This window comes from Sphingosinicella sp. (genome assembly GCF_052387495.1).
Taxonomy (GTDB): Bacteria; Pseudomonadota; Alphaproteobacteria; order Sphingomonadales; family Sphingomonadaceae; genus Allosphingosinicella.
Map to the genome: position 1 here is coordinate 1 of NZ_JBQTJC010000105.1, position 14,177 is coordinate 14,177.

General features: G+C 67.1%; 15 protein-coding genes. 4 read left to right on the forward strand and 11 right to left on the reverse strand.

What is annotated here, in order from left to right:
• Positions 1 to 193: 193 nt before the first annotated feature.
• The gene (locus ACT4N8_RS05870) at positions 194 to 1,429 is read right to left on the reverse strand and encodes a DUF819 family protein (protein WP_444857201.1); all 1,236 of its coding nucleotides are present in this window, start codon (positions 1,427 to 1,429) and stop codon (positions 194 to 196) included.
• Positions 1,430 to 1,580: 151 nt separating this feature from the next.
• Between ACT4N8_RS05870 and ACT4N8_RS05875 the strand changes: the two genes are divergently transcribed.
• On the forward strand, positions 1,581 to 2,309 hold the full coding sequence (locus ACT4N8_RS05875) for a M50 family metallopeptidase (RefSeq protein ID WP_444857202.1): 729 nt from the start codon (positions 1,581 to 1,583) through the stop codon (positions 2,307 to 2,309).
• Between the two features lie 209 nt (positions 2,310 to 2,518).
• Here the strand turns inward: ACT4N8_RS05875 and ACT4N8_RS05880 are convergent, their stop codons facing one another.
• From ACT4N8_RS05880 to ACT4N8_RS05890, 3 genes are all read right to left on the reverse strand, one after another.
• A complete protein-coding gene (locus ACT4N8_RS05880) occupies positions 2,519 to 3,499 on the reverse strand; it encodes a tetratricopeptide repeat protein (RefSeq protein ID WP_444857203.1) in 981 nt (326 codons plus the stop codon).
• An 84-nt stretch (positions 3,500 to 3,583) separates the two neighbouring features.
• Positions 3,584 to 4,420 (reverse strand): hypothetical protein, encoded by an 837-nt coding sequence (locus ACT4N8_RS05885; RefSeq protein ID WP_444857204.1) that lies wholly within the window; start codon positions 4,418 to 4,420, stop codon positions 3,584 to 3,586.
• A gap of 322 nt (positions 4,421 to 4,742) precedes the next feature.
• On the reverse strand, positions 4,743 to 6,731 hold the full coding sequence (locus ACT4N8_RS05890; RefSeq protein WP_444857205.1) for a S9 family peptidase: 1,989 nt from the start codon (positions 6,729 to 6,731) through the stop codon (positions 4,743 to 4,745).
• A gap of 80 nt (positions 6,732 to 6,811) precedes the next feature.
• Between ACT4N8_RS05890 and ACT4N8_RS05895 the strand changes: the two genes are divergently transcribed.
• On the forward strand, positions 6,812 to 7,651 hold the full coding sequence (locus ACT4N8_RS05895; protein WP_444857206.1) for a helix-turn-helix domain-containing protein: 840 nt from the start codon (positions 6,812 to 6,814) through the stop codon (positions 7,649 to 7,651).
• A 152-nt stretch (positions 7,652 to 7,803) separates the two neighbouring features.
• On the forward strand, positions 7,804 to 8,742 hold the full coding sequence (locus ACT4N8_RS05900) for a class I SAM-dependent methyltransferase (protein WP_444857207.1): 939 nt from the start codon (positions 7,804 to 7,806) through the stop codon (positions 8,740 to 8,742).
• On the opposite strand, the gene ACT4N8_RS05905 is transcribed toward ACT4N8_RS05900, so the two are convergent.
• The 6 genes from ACT4N8_RS05905 to ACT4N8_RS05930 form a co-directional block, all read right to left on the reverse strand.
• Positions 8,732 to 9,139 carry a DOPA 4,5-dioxygenase family protein gene (locus ACT4N8_RS05905; protein ID WP_444857208.1) on the reverse strand — a complete coding sequence of 136 codons (408 nt, stop codon included), beginning with the start codon at positions 9,137 to 9,139 and terminating at the stop codon, positions 8,732 to 8,734. The genes ACT4N8_RS05900 and ACT4N8_RS05905 overlap by 11 nt on opposite strands.
• Positions 9,136 to 9,786: a glutathione S-transferase family protein gene (locus ACT4N8_RS05910; protein WP_444857209.1), complete on the reverse strand. Its 651-nt coding sequence runs from the start codon at positions 9,784 to 9,786 to the stop codon at positions 9,136 to 9,138. Before ACT4N8_RS05910 ends, ACT4N8_RS05905 begins: the two co-directional genes overlap by 4 nt.
• A gap of 59 nt (positions 9,787 to 9,845) precedes the next feature.
• Entirely contained in the window at positions 9,846 to 10,685 is an 840-nt protein-coding gene (locus ACT4N8_RS05915; RefSeq protein ID WP_444857210.1) for a hypothetical protein, read from the reverse strand.
• 122 nt (positions 10,686 to 10,807) lie between these two features.
• Positions 10,808 to 11,014 (reverse strand): hypothetical protein, encoded by a 207-nt coding sequence (locus ACT4N8_RS05920; RefSeq protein ID WP_444857211.1) that lies wholly within the window; start codon positions 11,012 to 11,014, stop codon positions 10,808 to 10,810.
• Between the two features lie 147 nt (positions 11,015 to 11,161).
• A complete protein-coding gene (locus ACT4N8_RS05925; protein WP_444857212.1) occupies positions 11,162 to 12,478 on the reverse strand; it encodes a DUF418 domain-containing protein in 1,317 nt (438 codons plus the stop codon).
• Positions 12,479 to 12,551: 73 nt separating this feature from the next.
• On the reverse strand, positions 12,552 to 13,040 hold the full coding sequence (locus tag ACT4N8_RS05930; protein WP_444857213.1) for a DUF6456 domain-containing protein: 489 nt from the start codon (positions 13,038 to 13,040) through the stop codon (positions 12,552 to 12,554).
• A 144-nt stretch (positions 13,041 to 13,184) separates the two neighbouring features.
• Between ACT4N8_RS05930 and ACT4N8_RS05935 the strand changes: the two genes are divergently transcribed.
• On the forward strand, positions 13,185 to 13,748 hold the full coding sequence (locus ACT4N8_RS05935; RefSeq protein WP_444857214.1) for a helix-turn-helix domain-containing protein: 564 nt from the start codon (positions 13,185 to 13,187) through the stop codon (positions 13,746 to 13,748).
• 4 nt (positions 13,749 to 13,752) lie between these two features.
• Here ACT4N8_RS05935 and ACT4N8_RS05940 read toward each other — a convergent pair whose 3' ends face one another.
• Positions 13,753 to 14,082 (reverse strand): hypothetical protein, encoded by a 330-nt coding sequence (locus ACT4N8_RS05940; protein WP_444857215.1) that lies wholly within the window; start codon positions 14,080 to 14,082, stop codon positions 13,753 to 13,755.
• Positions 14,083 to 14,177 lie beyond the last annotated feature (95 nt).

Sequence of the window (14,177 nt, forward strand, 5' to 3'; positions counted from 1 at the left end):
TCGTTGGCCGCCGGCGAGCAGCCGGCCAGCGTCGCGCCGGCGAGAGCGCCCGCCAGCAGCAAGATCCCCGTCCGCATCTCGTTTCCCCCTTTTTCGGTGGATGGGAACGCGCACCGGGAGCACGGCCGCCCCGAGCGAAGCTGAGCACGGGCCGGCGAGTCGCGCAAGCGATGAGGACGGATCCGGGCCAGCCTCAGCCGCCCGCCACGATCCGGGTCAGATGCCCCGCGACGATCGCGCCGTAATTGCCGGTGACGTAGCAGAGCATCGCCATCAGGATCGCCACCGGCACGAGCGCGCGGTCGTGCGCCGCCGCGACCACCGGCGCCGAAGCCGCGCCGCCGATATTGGCGATCGCGCTGACCACGAGCAGCCGCAAGTCGGTCCGCATCAGCTTCGCCGCGACGATCATCAGCGCGACCGAGACGGTGATCCAGACGAACGCCCCGGCGACGAAGGCGGGCGCCTGGGCCAGCCCCGCGATCGAGGCCGAGGCGCCCATGTTGGCGACGAAGACGTAGAGGATCGCGGTGCCCGCGGTCTTGCCCTCCTCCGAGCGGCGGACCGGCGTGAACGAGAGCAGGACCGCGCCCGTCGTCACCAGCAGCACCAGCCAGGTCGAGCCGGTGATGAACGGCGGCAGGTCCGGCAGCAAGGTGGCGAGCCAGGCGCACAAGGCGACGTTGGCGAGCGCGGCGGCCGCCATCAGCAGCATGTCGAGCATCGGCGTCATCGGCGGGCGCTTCGACGCGGCATCCCCTTCGCCGCCGACCGCCACCTCGATCGCCGCTTCCTCCTCCGCCTTCGGCCCGGGTCCCGACGCGGGCTTCGCTTCCGCCGCCCCGTGCTCGGCAAGGTCGAGCGGGCGCGCGTTCACCCAGGCGTTGAAGCGGTCGGCATAGCGTGCCGACATGATCAAGAGCGGTAGCCAGATCACGAACACGACCTGGTCGGCGATGATCGCGAGCCCCATCTGGTCCGGCGGCGTGCCGAGCGCGCGCTCCATCGCCGCCATGTTGCCGGTCCCGCCGATCCAGCTCCCGGCGAGCGCGCCATAGCCCATCCAGGCCTCGGGCGGCAGCCACGGGCTGACCGCGAGATAGCCGATCGGCGCGCCGACGATCACGCACGCCGTCGCGATTAGCAGCACGGGTAGCCCCCGGCCGAGATTGCCGAGCACGGTCTTGAGGTCGATCGTCATCACCATCAGGGTGATGAACACCGGCAGCAGATAGGCGCGCATCCCGGCATAGACCGGCGATTCCTCCGGCAGCACGCCCGCGAGGCGCAGGATCAGCGGCGTCGCGTAGATGAAGATCAGCGGCGGCAGCACGTTCCAAATCGCCCAGCGCGTGCGATGCTCGGCGAGGAAGAAGAACGCCGGCACCGCGACCAGCACGAAAATCACGAACATGCTCGCCTGGTCCACGCGCCTCTCCCTCGTTGCCGCCCCAAACCTAGCGAAATCCGCGCGAGGCGCCAGTGCGGGCGCATGCCGCGCGCTTCAAACGTGGCCCCGCGGATTTCGGCCATATGTGCTACGCAAAAGCCGGCGGGACGTCCGCGATAAGGATGGCGGCATGAAACCCCTGATGTCCAGCGGCCTCACCCACCAGGACCAAAGACAGCGCGTCGCGCTGCTGCTGGGGATCGCGCTCGCCTCGATCGTCCTTTGGCAGACCGCGCTCGGCGGCTTCCTGCTCTATCCCTTTACGATCCTTGCGACCTGGTTTCATGAAATGGGCCATGGCATCGCGGCGATGCTGGCCGGCCGGGGGTTCGAGCGTCTGCTGATTTTTTCGGACGGTTCCGGCGTCGCCCTGTCGCTGCGTCCGACCGACGGCTACGGGCTGACCGACGCGCTGGTCGCGGCAAGCGGCCCGCTCGGACCGGCGATCGCGGGCGCGCTGCTGATCGTCTCCTCGCGCGCACCCGGCGCCACGCGCATCGCCCTGGCCGTGCTGGGCGCCGCGCTCATCGTCTCCACCTTGATCTGGGTCCGGTCGCTGACCGGCTGGCTGGTCCTCCCCGCGCTGGGAATTGCGATCGTCCTGCTCGCCTGGCGCGGATCCCTGCCCTGGCAAAGCTTCGTCATCCAGCTCCTCGGCGTCCAGGCGGCGATCAGCGCGTGGCAACAGTTCGACTATCTGTTCAGCCGGGGCGGCAATGTCGGCGGCGAGCTCCAGCGATCGGACACCGGCGCCATCGCGGATGTTCTGCTTCTGCCTTATTGGTTCTGGGGCGCTACCATCAGCGCGGCGATCCTGGCCCTTTTATGGTGGAGCCTCAGGCTCGCCTTCCGACGCTGACGCACGGGCGATGAAAGCAGCGGGCATCGCCGAACGACGGATGTCCGCGCGAGGCGCCGGTGCGGCCGCGAGGCGCGCGCTTCAAAGGCGCAGACGCGGAGCCTGTCCTGAGCGGCGCTTCAAAGGTGCCCCTGCGGAGGCAGGAGCCCAGACAGGGTCCGGTCGGAGCCTTCCACAACGGCCTCGGCGACCGACAAGCCAGCCTGTCCCTATTCCAGCTCGTCGAGTCGCCGCCGCGCGTGATCGTTGCCCTGTTCAGCAGCCAGGCGGTACCATCGGATTGCCTCCAAACGATTTGCCTCGACCCCCAGACCCTGCTCGTACATGTGGCCGAGCGCGAACTGCGATCCTTGATAGCCTTGGTCGGCGGCGAGCCGGTACCACCTCAGGGCCTCCGCATAGTCCACGGGAACACCCGAGCCGGAGAGGTGAAAGAAACCCAGATTGTGCTGGGCGACGGGATCGCCGCTCGCGGCGCCAAGTCGAAACCATCTGACGGCTTCGGCAAAGTCGCGGGGAACTCCCTGGCCCTGTGCGTACAGCAGTCCGATTTCCATCTGAGCCATGGCGCTACCCTGATCGGCCGCTTGCCGAAACAGCCTCATGGCTTCGGCATGATCTCCGCGAACCTTTGCGGCCAGACCATCCCGGAACGTGCTGCTCTCCGAGAGCATGCGGACGCGCTCCCGCGCCGCCGCCGCGACCGGTCCGGTCTGAGCCGCGGCCAATCGGTACCACCTTAAGGCCTCGGCCGCGTTCGCATCGACGCCATGGCCGAACTGATACATTTGACCTGTGCTGAACTGACCGCCAGCGTTCCCTTGGTCCGCCCCTAGTCGAAACAGTCGCAGCGCTTCCCGGTAATCCCGGCGGACGCCGCGGCCTGTGTAGTAGGCAGTGCCAAGAGCCAGTTGTCCGTTGGCGGAGCCCTGCTCGGCAGCTCGCCGATACCAGCGAACCGCCTCGGCATGGTCAACCGAGACGCCCCGACCGGCATCGTACATCGCGCCGAGATTCACTTGCGCCCGGGCGTCGCCCTGTTCGGCCGCCTCCCGATACAATCGTATGGCTTGGGCATAGTCTCCGCGACCGACCGCGGCGATACCGTCCTGATACGGATCGGCTATCGCCGTGTTGATCGTCGCAGCGCCGAACGCGAAGGCCGCTAAGAGCTTGATCGAAGTTCGCATCCCCCTCTCCCTGCCCCGCCGTGCCACTCAGGCATCGCCCTGCTGACCACGGCTTCACCATGATCGTTCGTCATCGATGAACTCTCACTCGGAACCAGGTGTGATGACCTCCAAAGTAGTTTCGGCGATACCGACTTGAGGAATGCCGTTCATCAGCTCGCGAAAATGGGCGGCATTGACGACCGGCTGGTTGTTGACGCGCACGATCACCTGTCCAGGGCGGAACTGAGCGAGCAGACCCTCGCCGACCGGAGTCACGATTTCCGCGCCTCGAGGATGATCCCTGACTGACAAGCCTCGCAACCAGGATGCGCTGAAGTCCGAGACGACACTCGCCGTATGGATCGTAAAGTCAATCCGGCGCCCCGAGCGGTGCGCGCCGACGACCAGGTTTCGGAATTGGAGGAGATTCCCGTGGTGGATCGCCTGACCGTTCACATGCGTGATCACGTCACCGGTCCGCAGCGCGAACGGTCCTGGGGAGGTGATCTCCACACCGTTCGGATGAGCGCGGGCGGCCAGGCCGCGCGGCCACTCGGAGCCGGCGTCCGCCTGCTCGCCGGGAGCGTCCGCCGCCTCGACTTGGGACACTGTCCTCACCCCGACGCCGCGAGCATTCGCTCTGTGCAACTCGTTCATCAGATCGCGGAAATGGGTGGCGTTCCGAATCGGTTGACCGTTTACGTGCGTGATCACTTCGCCGACCGGCCAAGGAGCCTGCCTGGCAGGTGTGACGATCTCGGCTCCCTGCGGATGATCTCTGACCGAGAGGCCCTGCAGCGGAGGCGCGCTGAAATCCGAAACGACAGCCTCTGACGGGACCTGAGCGATCGCGGCGCCCATGATCGGGACGTCGGCGATTGGCCAGGCTTCGAGCGAAAGCAGAGTGACGAAAAGCGGGGCTACGGGGCTGAGTCGCATCAGGAGTCTCCCAGCTACCGACGTCTGAAATACCACCGGCCGCGGCCCACACCAAGTGGCGTTCGCGTTGGGCGGGCTGTCGGCCAGAAGCAGCCCTCCGAGAACCCACTGCGGAAGCCCGAAAACACACGACCACCCCCGATCCCCCCGCTTGCCCGCGCCCGCGTCCGCGTCCATCCCTTGCCCATGATCGTGCCCGCCACTGTCTCCCATCGGCGGCATGCTTCGAATCCGATAGGGACTTTAGCTGGCGTGAATCGGACTATCCGCTTTCGGCCAATCAGCGCCTTTTTGCGCAAACAGGCCATTCACCTGACGCCGATCAACCTCCTGGACAGCGCACTCGCTCGCCCGCATTTTCCATCGCATTGAGAGCCGTCTGCGTACGCGGCTCCACCGACGGCTGCGCACGACCTTCAAGATGCTGGGCGAAAAACAGCTCGACTGCCCGATTTACCGCCAGGGCCGTTTCCTCGTTGCCAAAACTATGGCCCTCATTGCCCGCAAGCAGGTAGACGGCGGGTATGTTGCGGCGTCGCAATGCGCAGACGATCGCATCCGACTGCGCCTGCGTTACGCGGGGGTCATTGGCGCCCTGAAAGATGAGCAGCGGCGCCCGCAATTGATCGATTCGGTGGATTGGCGAGCGCGCACGCATATCTGCTCGGTCCGCGGGTAGTGCGGGATTGCCCACGAACCGGTGCCAGGAACGCGGCAGGAACGGCCCCCAGTCGGGAGGAAAGGCCTCCATAAGCGTGACAAGATCCACGGGGCCGGCGAAGTCTATGCCGCATCGAAAGCGCTCGGCGTCGCGGGTCAGCGCCACAAGCGTCGCGTAGCCCCCGTAGGATCCGCCCATCACGCAGACGCGGGAGGGATCGGCGACGCCTTGAGCGACAGCCCAGTCAAGCGCGTCGATGATGTCGTCGGACATTGCGCGTCCGAATTGGCGCACACCGGCTTCTACGTGGCGAGTGCCCAGGCCCGTAGAGCCGCGGAAATTTACTTGCATGACGGCATAGCCGCGATCCGCAAACAACTGGGTCTCGTTTTCGAAACCACCCGTGTCGCGCGCCCACGGCCCGCCGTGCACGCCGATCACCATCGGCTGCGCGCCGGTCGAACGCGGCGAGCGAGTGAGATAGACGAGGAGCGGGAGGCCGTCGCGGGCATCGATCCAATGCGCTTCAGAGGGCGCGAAGCGCCGCCCTTCGAGCCAGGGCCGTTGCTCGGCCAGCAATGTTGCCTGGCCACCCCGATATAGAAAGTATCGGTCAGGCCGGTCGCTGGCCTCGGCGTGGACGATGATCGACGCCAGGTCGTCACTGGCGCTGCTGAAGCTCAACGCCGCGTCGTTGCCGGCAGCTCGGCGCAAGGCGGCGATGGCCGCACGCATGGCCGGAGTGTGGCCCGCGAGATCGGCCCGTTCCCGAATGCAGTTGGTGATCGCGACTCCACCACCACGGTCGATCAGCGCCATGTCGTCGTCGAAACGGCCACAGTCGGGCAGTCCGAGCGTCGAAAGTCTCCCGCTTGCGAGTGTCATGCGCAACAGCCGTTCGGCCGACCGATCTCGATTGGAGCGGACGATGGCGGTACGCCCGTCCGGCGACAGGCCCACGACCTTGAACCGCTCCGTCGGGGGAGCGCGGTACACGCGCCCCCAAGGGTCGGCTTCGTTCGAACGGGCGAGGATGTCGAGCGCACCGTCCGCGCGTATCGCCGTCGCCAGCAGCACACGGCCTGAAGCATCGGCGTGGTATTCGGTGATGCTGCCTTCATTGCGCGCCACCTCGACCAGCGTGCCGTCGGCCAGATTGAGCCGATAGGCGTCGGCTACGCGGGGGTCCCGCCGATTGAGGCCAATTACCAGCCATGGGCCGCCTGCCCTGGGCAATGTGAGGACTTCCACGGTCGCGCCTGGGAAAGGAGTCAAATCCCGGGGCGCCCCGCCGGAAGCATTCGGGTCGAGCCGGAAAAGATGATAGCCTTCGTTGCCTGCCGCATCCTGGAGGGTGAACAACCAGCGGCCATCCGCCGACCAGGCGACATTGCTGAGCGAACGGTCCGGATTGCGGTAAAGCTGGCGGGACGCTCCGGTGGCGAGATCACGGATCGTAATCGTTCCACGGCCGTCGACCATCTCCACCATCGCCACCTGACGTCCGTCCGGACTCAGTGCGGGGGAGCGCACCGCCGGCGCGCGGGCCAGCATCTCGAGCGGGATAAGCGGGTCGCCGTTCTGGGCGGCGGCAACGGTGGAGGCAAGCGCGGCAATGGCGGCAAGGACGGCTAAGGCGCGATGACGCATAGATTTGACCTCCCGGTCGCTGTTATAGCCGGATAACGCGGCCAGAATTGTATAAAGCGGAATCAGCCGGAGCGTTTTTGATGACCGATCGCGACCAGACTCAAGAACTGGTGCGGGTGGGGGCCCCGCCGTCGCTGGCCATCTCGGTTGAATTTCTCTCGCAACGCCGGGTGACCGCCGGCCGCATCGCTCTTCCCGTTTTTCCGACCGCGCGGGCGGAACTCCTCTTTCATTTCGGCGATCCGTTTCTCGCCGGTGAAACCGCGGAAGCGACGCAGCCTCTGCCCGCTGCGGCGCTGTTGCGGCCCCGCGACGAGCGCTACGCTCACGTCGCCGGGCCTCGGATCGACTGGTTCCTCGTGGCGCTGACACCGGTCGGCTGCCGACGGCTGCTCGGCTTCCCGATGGCCAAGCTCTGGAAGGACGATCGGCCGTTATCCAGTTTCTGGGGCGACCAGACGGGCCATTTGCACCGAGCTCTGGCAGACCTTGCTTCTTTCGCAGAGCGCATCGACCTGATGACCGAGTTCCTGGCCGGACTCGACCAATCGGACGGCGATGAGGAAATCGGGCAGATCGCCGACCAGGCGCGCAAGGGCACAATTCGGTCGATTCGCGACATGTGCGAGGCGCTCCAAATCGGCCCAAGGAGGCTTCGCCAGCGATTTGTGGCAGAGATCGGCATAGCCCCGAAACGATTTCTGTCGGTATTGCGCTTTGGACGCCATCTCGCGGCGACACATCCTGCTCCGTGGCTGCGGGATCCCAACGCGTGCGGCACCGAATATGTCGACGAAAGCCATGCCTGCCGCGAGTTCCACCGCTTTGCCGAAGTGACACCCGCCGCCTACAGGCGCAGCAAGCTCGCCGGTGACAGCCTCGTCTTCACAGGCGTGGCGGTCGACCTCAGGGATGGCTAAGGGCGGCCGAATAAGCCAGGCGGGCCCCGGTCGCACAGGAAGCTTTCGGCCAAAACAAGCCATTCGAGAACCCGTTGCGCAAGCCCAGAACATAAGCTCCCCCCATCTGCCTCCGCTTGCCCGAGCCCGCGCCAGCGTCCATCCCGTACCCCATGATCGTGCCCGAAGCCCCTCAATCGGCCGCCGACGTCGCCGGCCATTATGACGAGCTCGATCCCGTCTATCGCGCAATCTGGGGCGAGCATGTCCATCATGGACTGTGGCGGAGCCGTCCCTGGAATAGCGCGCGCGCTATTCCCGGAGTTGGCCCGCCCGGCCGACAGGGCCGCGAAGCGGAACCTGATCGACGTCACGGCACAATGGTGCCGTGGCGCAGGCGCCGCGAAACCCCGGAGCAAGCGGTCGAGGCGCTCGCGGACCTGGTCGGCGAGCGCCTCTCGCCCGCGCCGGGCGACGCCCTCGTCGACATCGGCTGCGGCTACGGCGCCACCGCCCAGCGTTTCGCCGAGCGCCTCGGCGTTTCAGTGACCGGCTTCACCCTCTCGCTCGCCCAGCACCAGGTCGCCGCCGCGCGGCCGGGCGCGCTCGCCTTCCGGTTGCGCGACTGGCTCGACAACGGCCTGCCCGACGCCGCCTTCGATCACGCTTATGCGATCGAATCCTCCGAGCATATGGCAGACAAGCCGCGCTTCTTCGTCGAGGCGCGCCGGGTGCTGAAGCCGGGCGGCAGGCTCGTCGTCGCCGCCTGGCTCGCCGGCCCCGCGCCGGCGCCCTGGCAGGCCCGACACCTGCTCGAGCCGATCTGCCGCGAAGGCCGCCTCCCCTCGATGGGCAGCCGCGCCGATTACGAAGCCATGGCCGAGGCCGCGGGTTTCGCGCTCGAAAGCTACGAGGATTTGAGCGCCCGCGTCCAGCGCACCTGGACGATCTGCCTCGGCCGCTTCCTCAAGCGCCTGGTCGCCGACCCGGCCACGCGCCGCCTCGCCCGCCGCGCGCGCAACCGCGGCTTCGCTTTCACTTTGCCCCGCCTGATCCTCGCCTACCGCACCGGCGCGATGCGCTACGGCCTGTTCACGTTCGTCAGGGACTGAGCGTCGGCGCCGTGTTGGGCTCGCCGGCCGTCTCGGCCTCGTCCTCGGTCTCGGGCAGCACCTCCTCGGCCAGCGGCAGCGCGGCGCCGATCCAGATCCGGTCGCGCAAATGATCGTCGCGGGGGCGGCCGCTGTTCGGGTGGACCAGGATCGAGAGCGAACCATGGTTGAGCATCAGCCAGGGCACGAGCGTGCCGAACAATTCGGGCGCGAGGGCGATCTGGAACATCGGCAGGGCGTGCGGGTCGACCGGCTGGTCGCGCCAGCCGCCGAGCCGGACGGCGAAGCGTTCGGCCACCCGCTCGCGCAGCGCCCGCGCCGCCGCCGCCTCCTCCGCCCCGTCGAAATAGACGTGGGCGTGGAAGCTCGCGATCTCGCCGACCGCGCGGACGCTCATGCCGCCGCGGTCCGCTCCAGGAACGCCGTCTCGCGCGCCACGTGCGGGGCGAAGCTCGGCCGGCCGAGGCTCGTCTCGACATAGGCGTGGAGGCGCGGATGGGTCGCCGGGTCGACCGCCACGTTGAGGTGCTTAAGGTTGGCGAACGGGCTCGCCACCGCGATGTCGGCGAGCGTGATCCGGTCCTCGACCAGGAAACCGCTCTCCGGGATCACCCGCTCGAGATAGTCGAGCAGAGGCGGCAATTCCTCGCACTCCGCCTTCCTCGCCACCTCCTCGTCCCCCGCCTGCCCCAGAAAGCGCGGCCCGACGATCCGGTTGAAGAACATCTTCCCCCCGCAACTGAACAAAATCGTATCCGCGAACTCGTCGTACCAGATCGTCCGCGCCCGCGCTCTCGGCTCGGCCGGGATCAGGTTCGGCTCGGGCTTCACCGCCTCCAGATAGGCGATGATCGCCGAGGAATCGGCGATCCGGAAATCGCCATCCTCGAAGGCTGGGATCTTGCGGAATGGGCTCGCGGCGAGGAAGCCGGGATCGTCCGAGCCCAGCGGCAGCACCTTGTTCTCGACCTCGATCCCCTTCTCGGCGGCGAAGGCGAGCACCTTGCGCACGAACGGCGACAGCGACGATCCATAAACGATCATGACGGCGACTCCCCTCAGTTTCGATATGAAACCAGACCTACGCTTGCGCCGGGTGCCGTTCAATCCTCTGCCGCGAGCAACGGGCTGCGCGGTCGCGGGTGGCTCCAACGGTCCCAATAGCCCTCGCAAGGAGCGGTGACCGATCCCGGCCGGCGCGTGTTGATCGCTCCGCGCAATGTGGTGACCGCCCGCCGACTGCGGTCGATGTCGGCGCGAAGCGCGGCATTCGGCTGGGCCATGATGCCCACGAGGAGCTCCAAGGCACGCTCCTGGTCGACCAGCGCCTCGTCCAGCCGGCCCAGCCTCGCGCGAACGCATGCGCGGATTTGGTATGCGGAGGAATAATCTGGCTGGGTTTCCAACCCTGCGTTGATCTCCCGCTCCGCTTCCTCGTCTCGGCCGAGCAGACTTAGCGTCCATGCTCGGTGATAGTGAAATTTCATGCCGTTTATCTGCGGATCGCCAAGGCGAGCGTAATCGTCCAGTTCGCGCAACGCGCGCTCGTAATCGCCCTGTTGGCGGTAAAGCGCGCCACTGCGAACCGCGACGTTGAAAGCCTCCTCGGGCCAGCGCCGCCCGATACGGCGATAGAGGTCGAGTGCCTCGGCATATCCCCCGAGCGCCATGGTTAGGCGGGCAACCGAAAACATCGCCTCCGCATCGTCCGGCATCAGTGCCACCTGGCGACGGACATCTGCCAGTGCCTCGGCCAGCATGCGGTCCATCGCCGGATCGTCGCCCCCGAGATTGTCCGCAATCGCTTCGGCGGCACCTGCTCGACCCTTGAAGGCCAGCGCGCGGGCGCGGGGAGCCAATTGTGGGGTCGCCGAAAGCGCGTCGGTAAGCGTGCGCCGCGCGGCTTCGGGCTGCTCGGACACTTGGGCAAGGCCGAGCGTCAACAAGGCCTCCCCGTCCAGCGGTTCCGGATTTCGGATCGGGCAGTTGTTCGCCTCATTTCCGAAGGTCGCATTACCGGCGCTGATCGAGCAGAGCGGATAAATGACGTTGGTCCCGTCCGGGGTCAGTCGCCCCGCTCCGAAGCCGCCGCTAGCAACTGCCAATATGTCTCGCGCTCGGCACCGTCGGGAAGGTCAAGGCGAATGTCCGGCCCGAAGAGCTCGAACCAGTCGCCATTCGCTTCATCCCATTCGCCTACGTAGCCGGCCACGGAATAGATGTGTTCGCCCACGGGTGCTTGGGCACTCGCCGTCTGTACGACGCCGAGCATTAGGAGCGCTAATCCCCACAACCGCATGCAGCCCCCCTCAGTCCTCGGGGCCGAGAATATACAGTTGCGGTAAAACGAAAAGGCGTCACTTCACCGGCTTTCAGATCGTCTCGGCGCGCGGGCCTGCTCAAGTCGTCAGGCAATTGATCACGTCCGACGGAAGGGCGGCCGCTTGAGATAGGTGAGATAGCGCCACAGCCATTCGACCGGTCCGAAGCGGAAATGCCGGAGCCAAAGCGGGCTGATCACGATCTGCGCCGCCCAGATCGCGAACACGACGTAGTAGAGCTGGTGCCGTTCGAGCGTGTTGAACCAGCCCAGCCCGACGAACAGGATCGCGCAGACCACCGAATGCGTCAGATAGTTGGTCACCGCCATCTGCCCGACCGCCGCCATCGCCCGCCGGAAGAGGCCGAGCATGTTCGAACGCACGAACAGCAGCAGCGCCCCCAGATGCCCGATCGTCATCGCCAGGCGGCCGAGATCGTAGCTGAGATTGGCCTGGGCGAAGGCGAGCGCGCTGAACTGATGATCGATGATCCAGCGCGTTTCGAGGAAATTGACGGTGAGGCCGACCGCATAGCCACCCGCCATCATCGCCACGTAAAGCCCCGTGCGCCGCCGCAGGGTCAGCACGCCGGCATGGAACAGCGCCATGCCGATCAGCATCATCCCGAAAATGTCGGAGAAATAGCGGTAGAGCCCCCAGGTCTGCCACCACAGGCTCATCTCGCGCACATAGGCGAAGGCAGAAACATAGCCGCCGCGCATCGCCTCGGTGGCCGCCCGCATTCCTTCCGGTGTCGCCTTGAACGCGGTGCGCGCGCCCTCCCAGGCGGTGATCGCGCCCTGCTGCTCCTCGCTCAGCGTCGCGCCCGCATCGCGCGCCGCGGCGGCCGCGGCAAACGCCTCGTGCTTGTCGAGCAGCACCCAAGTGTCCCAGGCGTTCCACGCGGCGCCGAGCAGCAGTACGGCGATCCCGATCGTCAGCAGCCACCTCACCGCCAGCTTGCGGAAGGCGAAGACGAACAGGGCGGTGACGCCGTAGGCGTAGAGGATGTCTCCGTACCAGAGCAGCACGAAGGCGTTGAGCAGGCCGAAGCCGATCAGCCAGAGGTTGCGCCGGAAATAGATGTCGGCGGCGTCCGCCCGCCCGGAGGCCTCGAGCCGGGAGGTGAGCAGGATCACGCTCGCCCCGAACAGCATCGAGAACAGCGCGCGCTGAGTCCCTTCGAAGCCGACCTGGGTGACGATCCAGGCAAGCAGATTGACGCCCTCCGCCCCGCCCGAATTTTGCGGATTGGTATAGGCGTCGGGCAGGCCGAAGCCGGTGATGTTCATCAGCAATATGCCGAACAGGGCGACGCCCCGCACGAAATCCAGCGCCTCGATCCGCTGCGCCGCCGGCGCCGCGGCGGGCGGCGCGGTCATCACCACGGTTTTCTCGTCACCCGCTGCCGGCACGGCCGCCTCCCCCCGCTGCACTCCCCGCGCCCTTGTCGCGCGCGATCGTTACGGGGGCAAGCCGATTCGCCGGTCAGCGCAGCCGGTAATGATCCGCCAGCCGGTCGAGCGCCATGGCGAGGACGAGGCGGCCCGCCCGCGCGGGCCAGCCCAGCGCCCGCTCCGCGTCGCGCATCCCCTCGCCGGCGCAGACGATCCGCCAGAGGATGTCGCTGAGGCCGGCGCCGGCCGCCGCGACCGCCTCCTCGAACCGGCGCTTCGCGGCGAGCTGGGTCACGGTCAGATCCTCGGGCTCTATCGGACCACCGCCGTCGCCGGCCTGCGCGGCATCCCAGCGCATCGTCACCGACGGCGAGAGCTGCGCCCATTCCCAATCGGCCCTCAACTGCTCGCCCGCGTCGAACTGTCGCCGGTCGATCAGGCCGCGCGCCTTGAGCCAGCCCAAAGGCGACTCGGTGAGGTTCACCGTCACCGTGCGCACCGCCCGCCGAACCCGCGCGGTTCGCCTGCGCTCCGCCCCGTCGCGCGGCAGGGGCCGTTCGGCCAACAATCTGCTCTTCATCCCGGTCTCCCGAATCGCTGTCGAAAGCTCTTGCCATTCCGGCTAGGCTGTAGGAAAGCGAAATAACCGTGCTGGTTTGACGCGACAGCGCAAACCAGCGCGCCCCGGCGAAGGCCGAGGCCCAGGCAGGAAGGGAAATCGCCGATGATCACCCGCATTCGCGAAGTGCGCCGCGCCCGCAAGATGACGCTCCAGGACGTCGCCGACCGCTGCGATCCGCCGACGACACCGCAGACGATCGGCCGGCTCGAAACAGGCACGCGCACCGTCTCGGTTGGCTGGCTCAACCGCATCGCCAAAGCGCTGGACGTCGAAGCGGCCGATCTCGTCCAGCTCCCCGACCGGGCCGACATTCCGGTCGCTGCGACGCTCGATCATGACGGCGCCCATGCGCCGCGCCGCGAGGGGATGGTGGTGCCGCCCCACCCCGAGCCGGGCCTGGTCGCGGTCACCGTCGGGTCGAGCGTCGGCGACTATCGCAGCGGCGACGAGATCTGGCTCAGGCGCCTCGCCCCCGAAGCCTTCGCCGTCGCGCTGAACCGCGACGTCCTCATCCCCCGCCCCGCCGGCCGCTACATTTTCGGCAGGCTGATCGGCCGGGAAGGCGACAAGCTCCACATCCTCCCCTTCGGCGCCGGCCAGCGCCAGACGGTCATCACCGACCCGCCCTGGGCGGCGGTGGCGGTCCGCCTGATCCGCAGCCTGTAGCAGGCTAAGCCCTCAGCGTAGCGACCTCCAGCCACTGGCGCGTGAGGAGAGCGATCCGGCCGCGCGGTGCGAGGTCGCCGTTCGCATCCTCGTCAAGCCGGTCGAGCCGCTGCCTGAGCAGGTGCACCTGGACGGCGATCTCTTCCAGAATGGAAACTTCGTCGCCGGCACCATTTTCGGCTCGCAGCCGATCGATCGCGTGCCAGATAGAGGCCGCCGTGCCCGGCACGAGCCGGGGTCCATCGCGATGCCTGCATTCGAGCAGCGCCTGATAAAGCGGCAGCGCCCGTCCGGCACCGTGGCCCACCGAATGACTGCTTCCGTCCCTCAACATGCAACCCCCTCCTGGATGCCAAGGCGGGCAGAAATAGGGGAACGTAGTTAACGACCTGTTACCGTAATTTCACGGTATACGACGACCCATGTCAT

What these genes read in the sequence shown, in the direction of transcription:
- ACT4N8_RS05875 (WP_444857202.1), top strand. Translation starts at nt 1,581, where the DNA reads ATGAAACCCCTGATGTCCAGCGGCCTCACCCACCAGGACCAAAGACAG.
- ACT4N8_RS05880 (WP_444857203.1), bottom strand. Translation starts at nt 3,499, where the DNA reads ATGCGAACTTCGATCAAGCTCTTAGCGGCCTTCGCGTTCGGCGCTGCG.
- ACT4N8_RS05885 (WP_444857204.1), bottom strand. Translation starts at nt 4,420, where the DNA reads ATGCGACTCAGCCCCGTAGCCCCGCTTTTCGTCACTCTGCTTTCGCTC.
- ACT4N8_RS05890 (WP_444857205.1), bottom strand. Translation starts at nt 6,731, where the DNA reads ATGCGTCATCGCGCCTTAGCCGTCCTTGCCGCCATTGCCGCGCTTGCC.
- ACT4N8_RS05895 (WP_444857206.1), top strand. Translation starts at nt 6,812, where the DNA reads ATGACCGATCGCGACCAGACTCAAGAACTGGTGCGGGTGGGGGCCCCG.
- ACT4N8_RS05900 (WP_444857207.1), top strand. Translation starts at nt 7,804, where the DNA reads ATGATCGTGCCCGAAGCCCCTCAATCGGCCGCCGACGTCGCCGGCCAT.
- ACT4N8_RS05905 (WP_444857208.1), bottom strand. Translation starts at nt 9,139, where the DNA reads ATGAGCGTCCGCGCGGTCGGCGAGATCGCGAGCTTCCACGCCCACGTC.
- ACT4N8_RS05910 (WP_444857209.1), bottom strand. Translation starts at nt 9,786, where the DNA reads ATGATCGTTTATGGATCGTCGCTGTCGCCGTTCGTGCGCAAGGTGCTC.
- ACT4N8_RS05920 (WP_444857211.1), bottom strand. Translation starts at nt 11,014, where the DNA reads ATGCTCGGCGTCGTACAGACGGCGAGTGCCCAAGCACCCGTGGGCGAA.
- ACT4N8_RS05930 (WP_444857213.1), bottom strand. Translation starts at nt 13,040, where the DNA reads ATGAAGAGCAGATTGTTGGCCGAACGGCCCCTGCCGCGCGACGGGGCG.
- ACT4N8_RS05935 (WP_444857214.1), top strand. Translation starts at nt 13,185, where the DNA reads ATGATCACCCGCATTCGCGAAGTGCGCCGCGCCCGCAAGATGACGCTC.
- ACT4N8_RS05940 (WP_444857215.1), bottom strand. Translation starts at nt 14,082, where the DNA reads ATGTTGAGGGACGGAAGCAGTCATTCGGTGGGCCACGGTGCCGGACGG.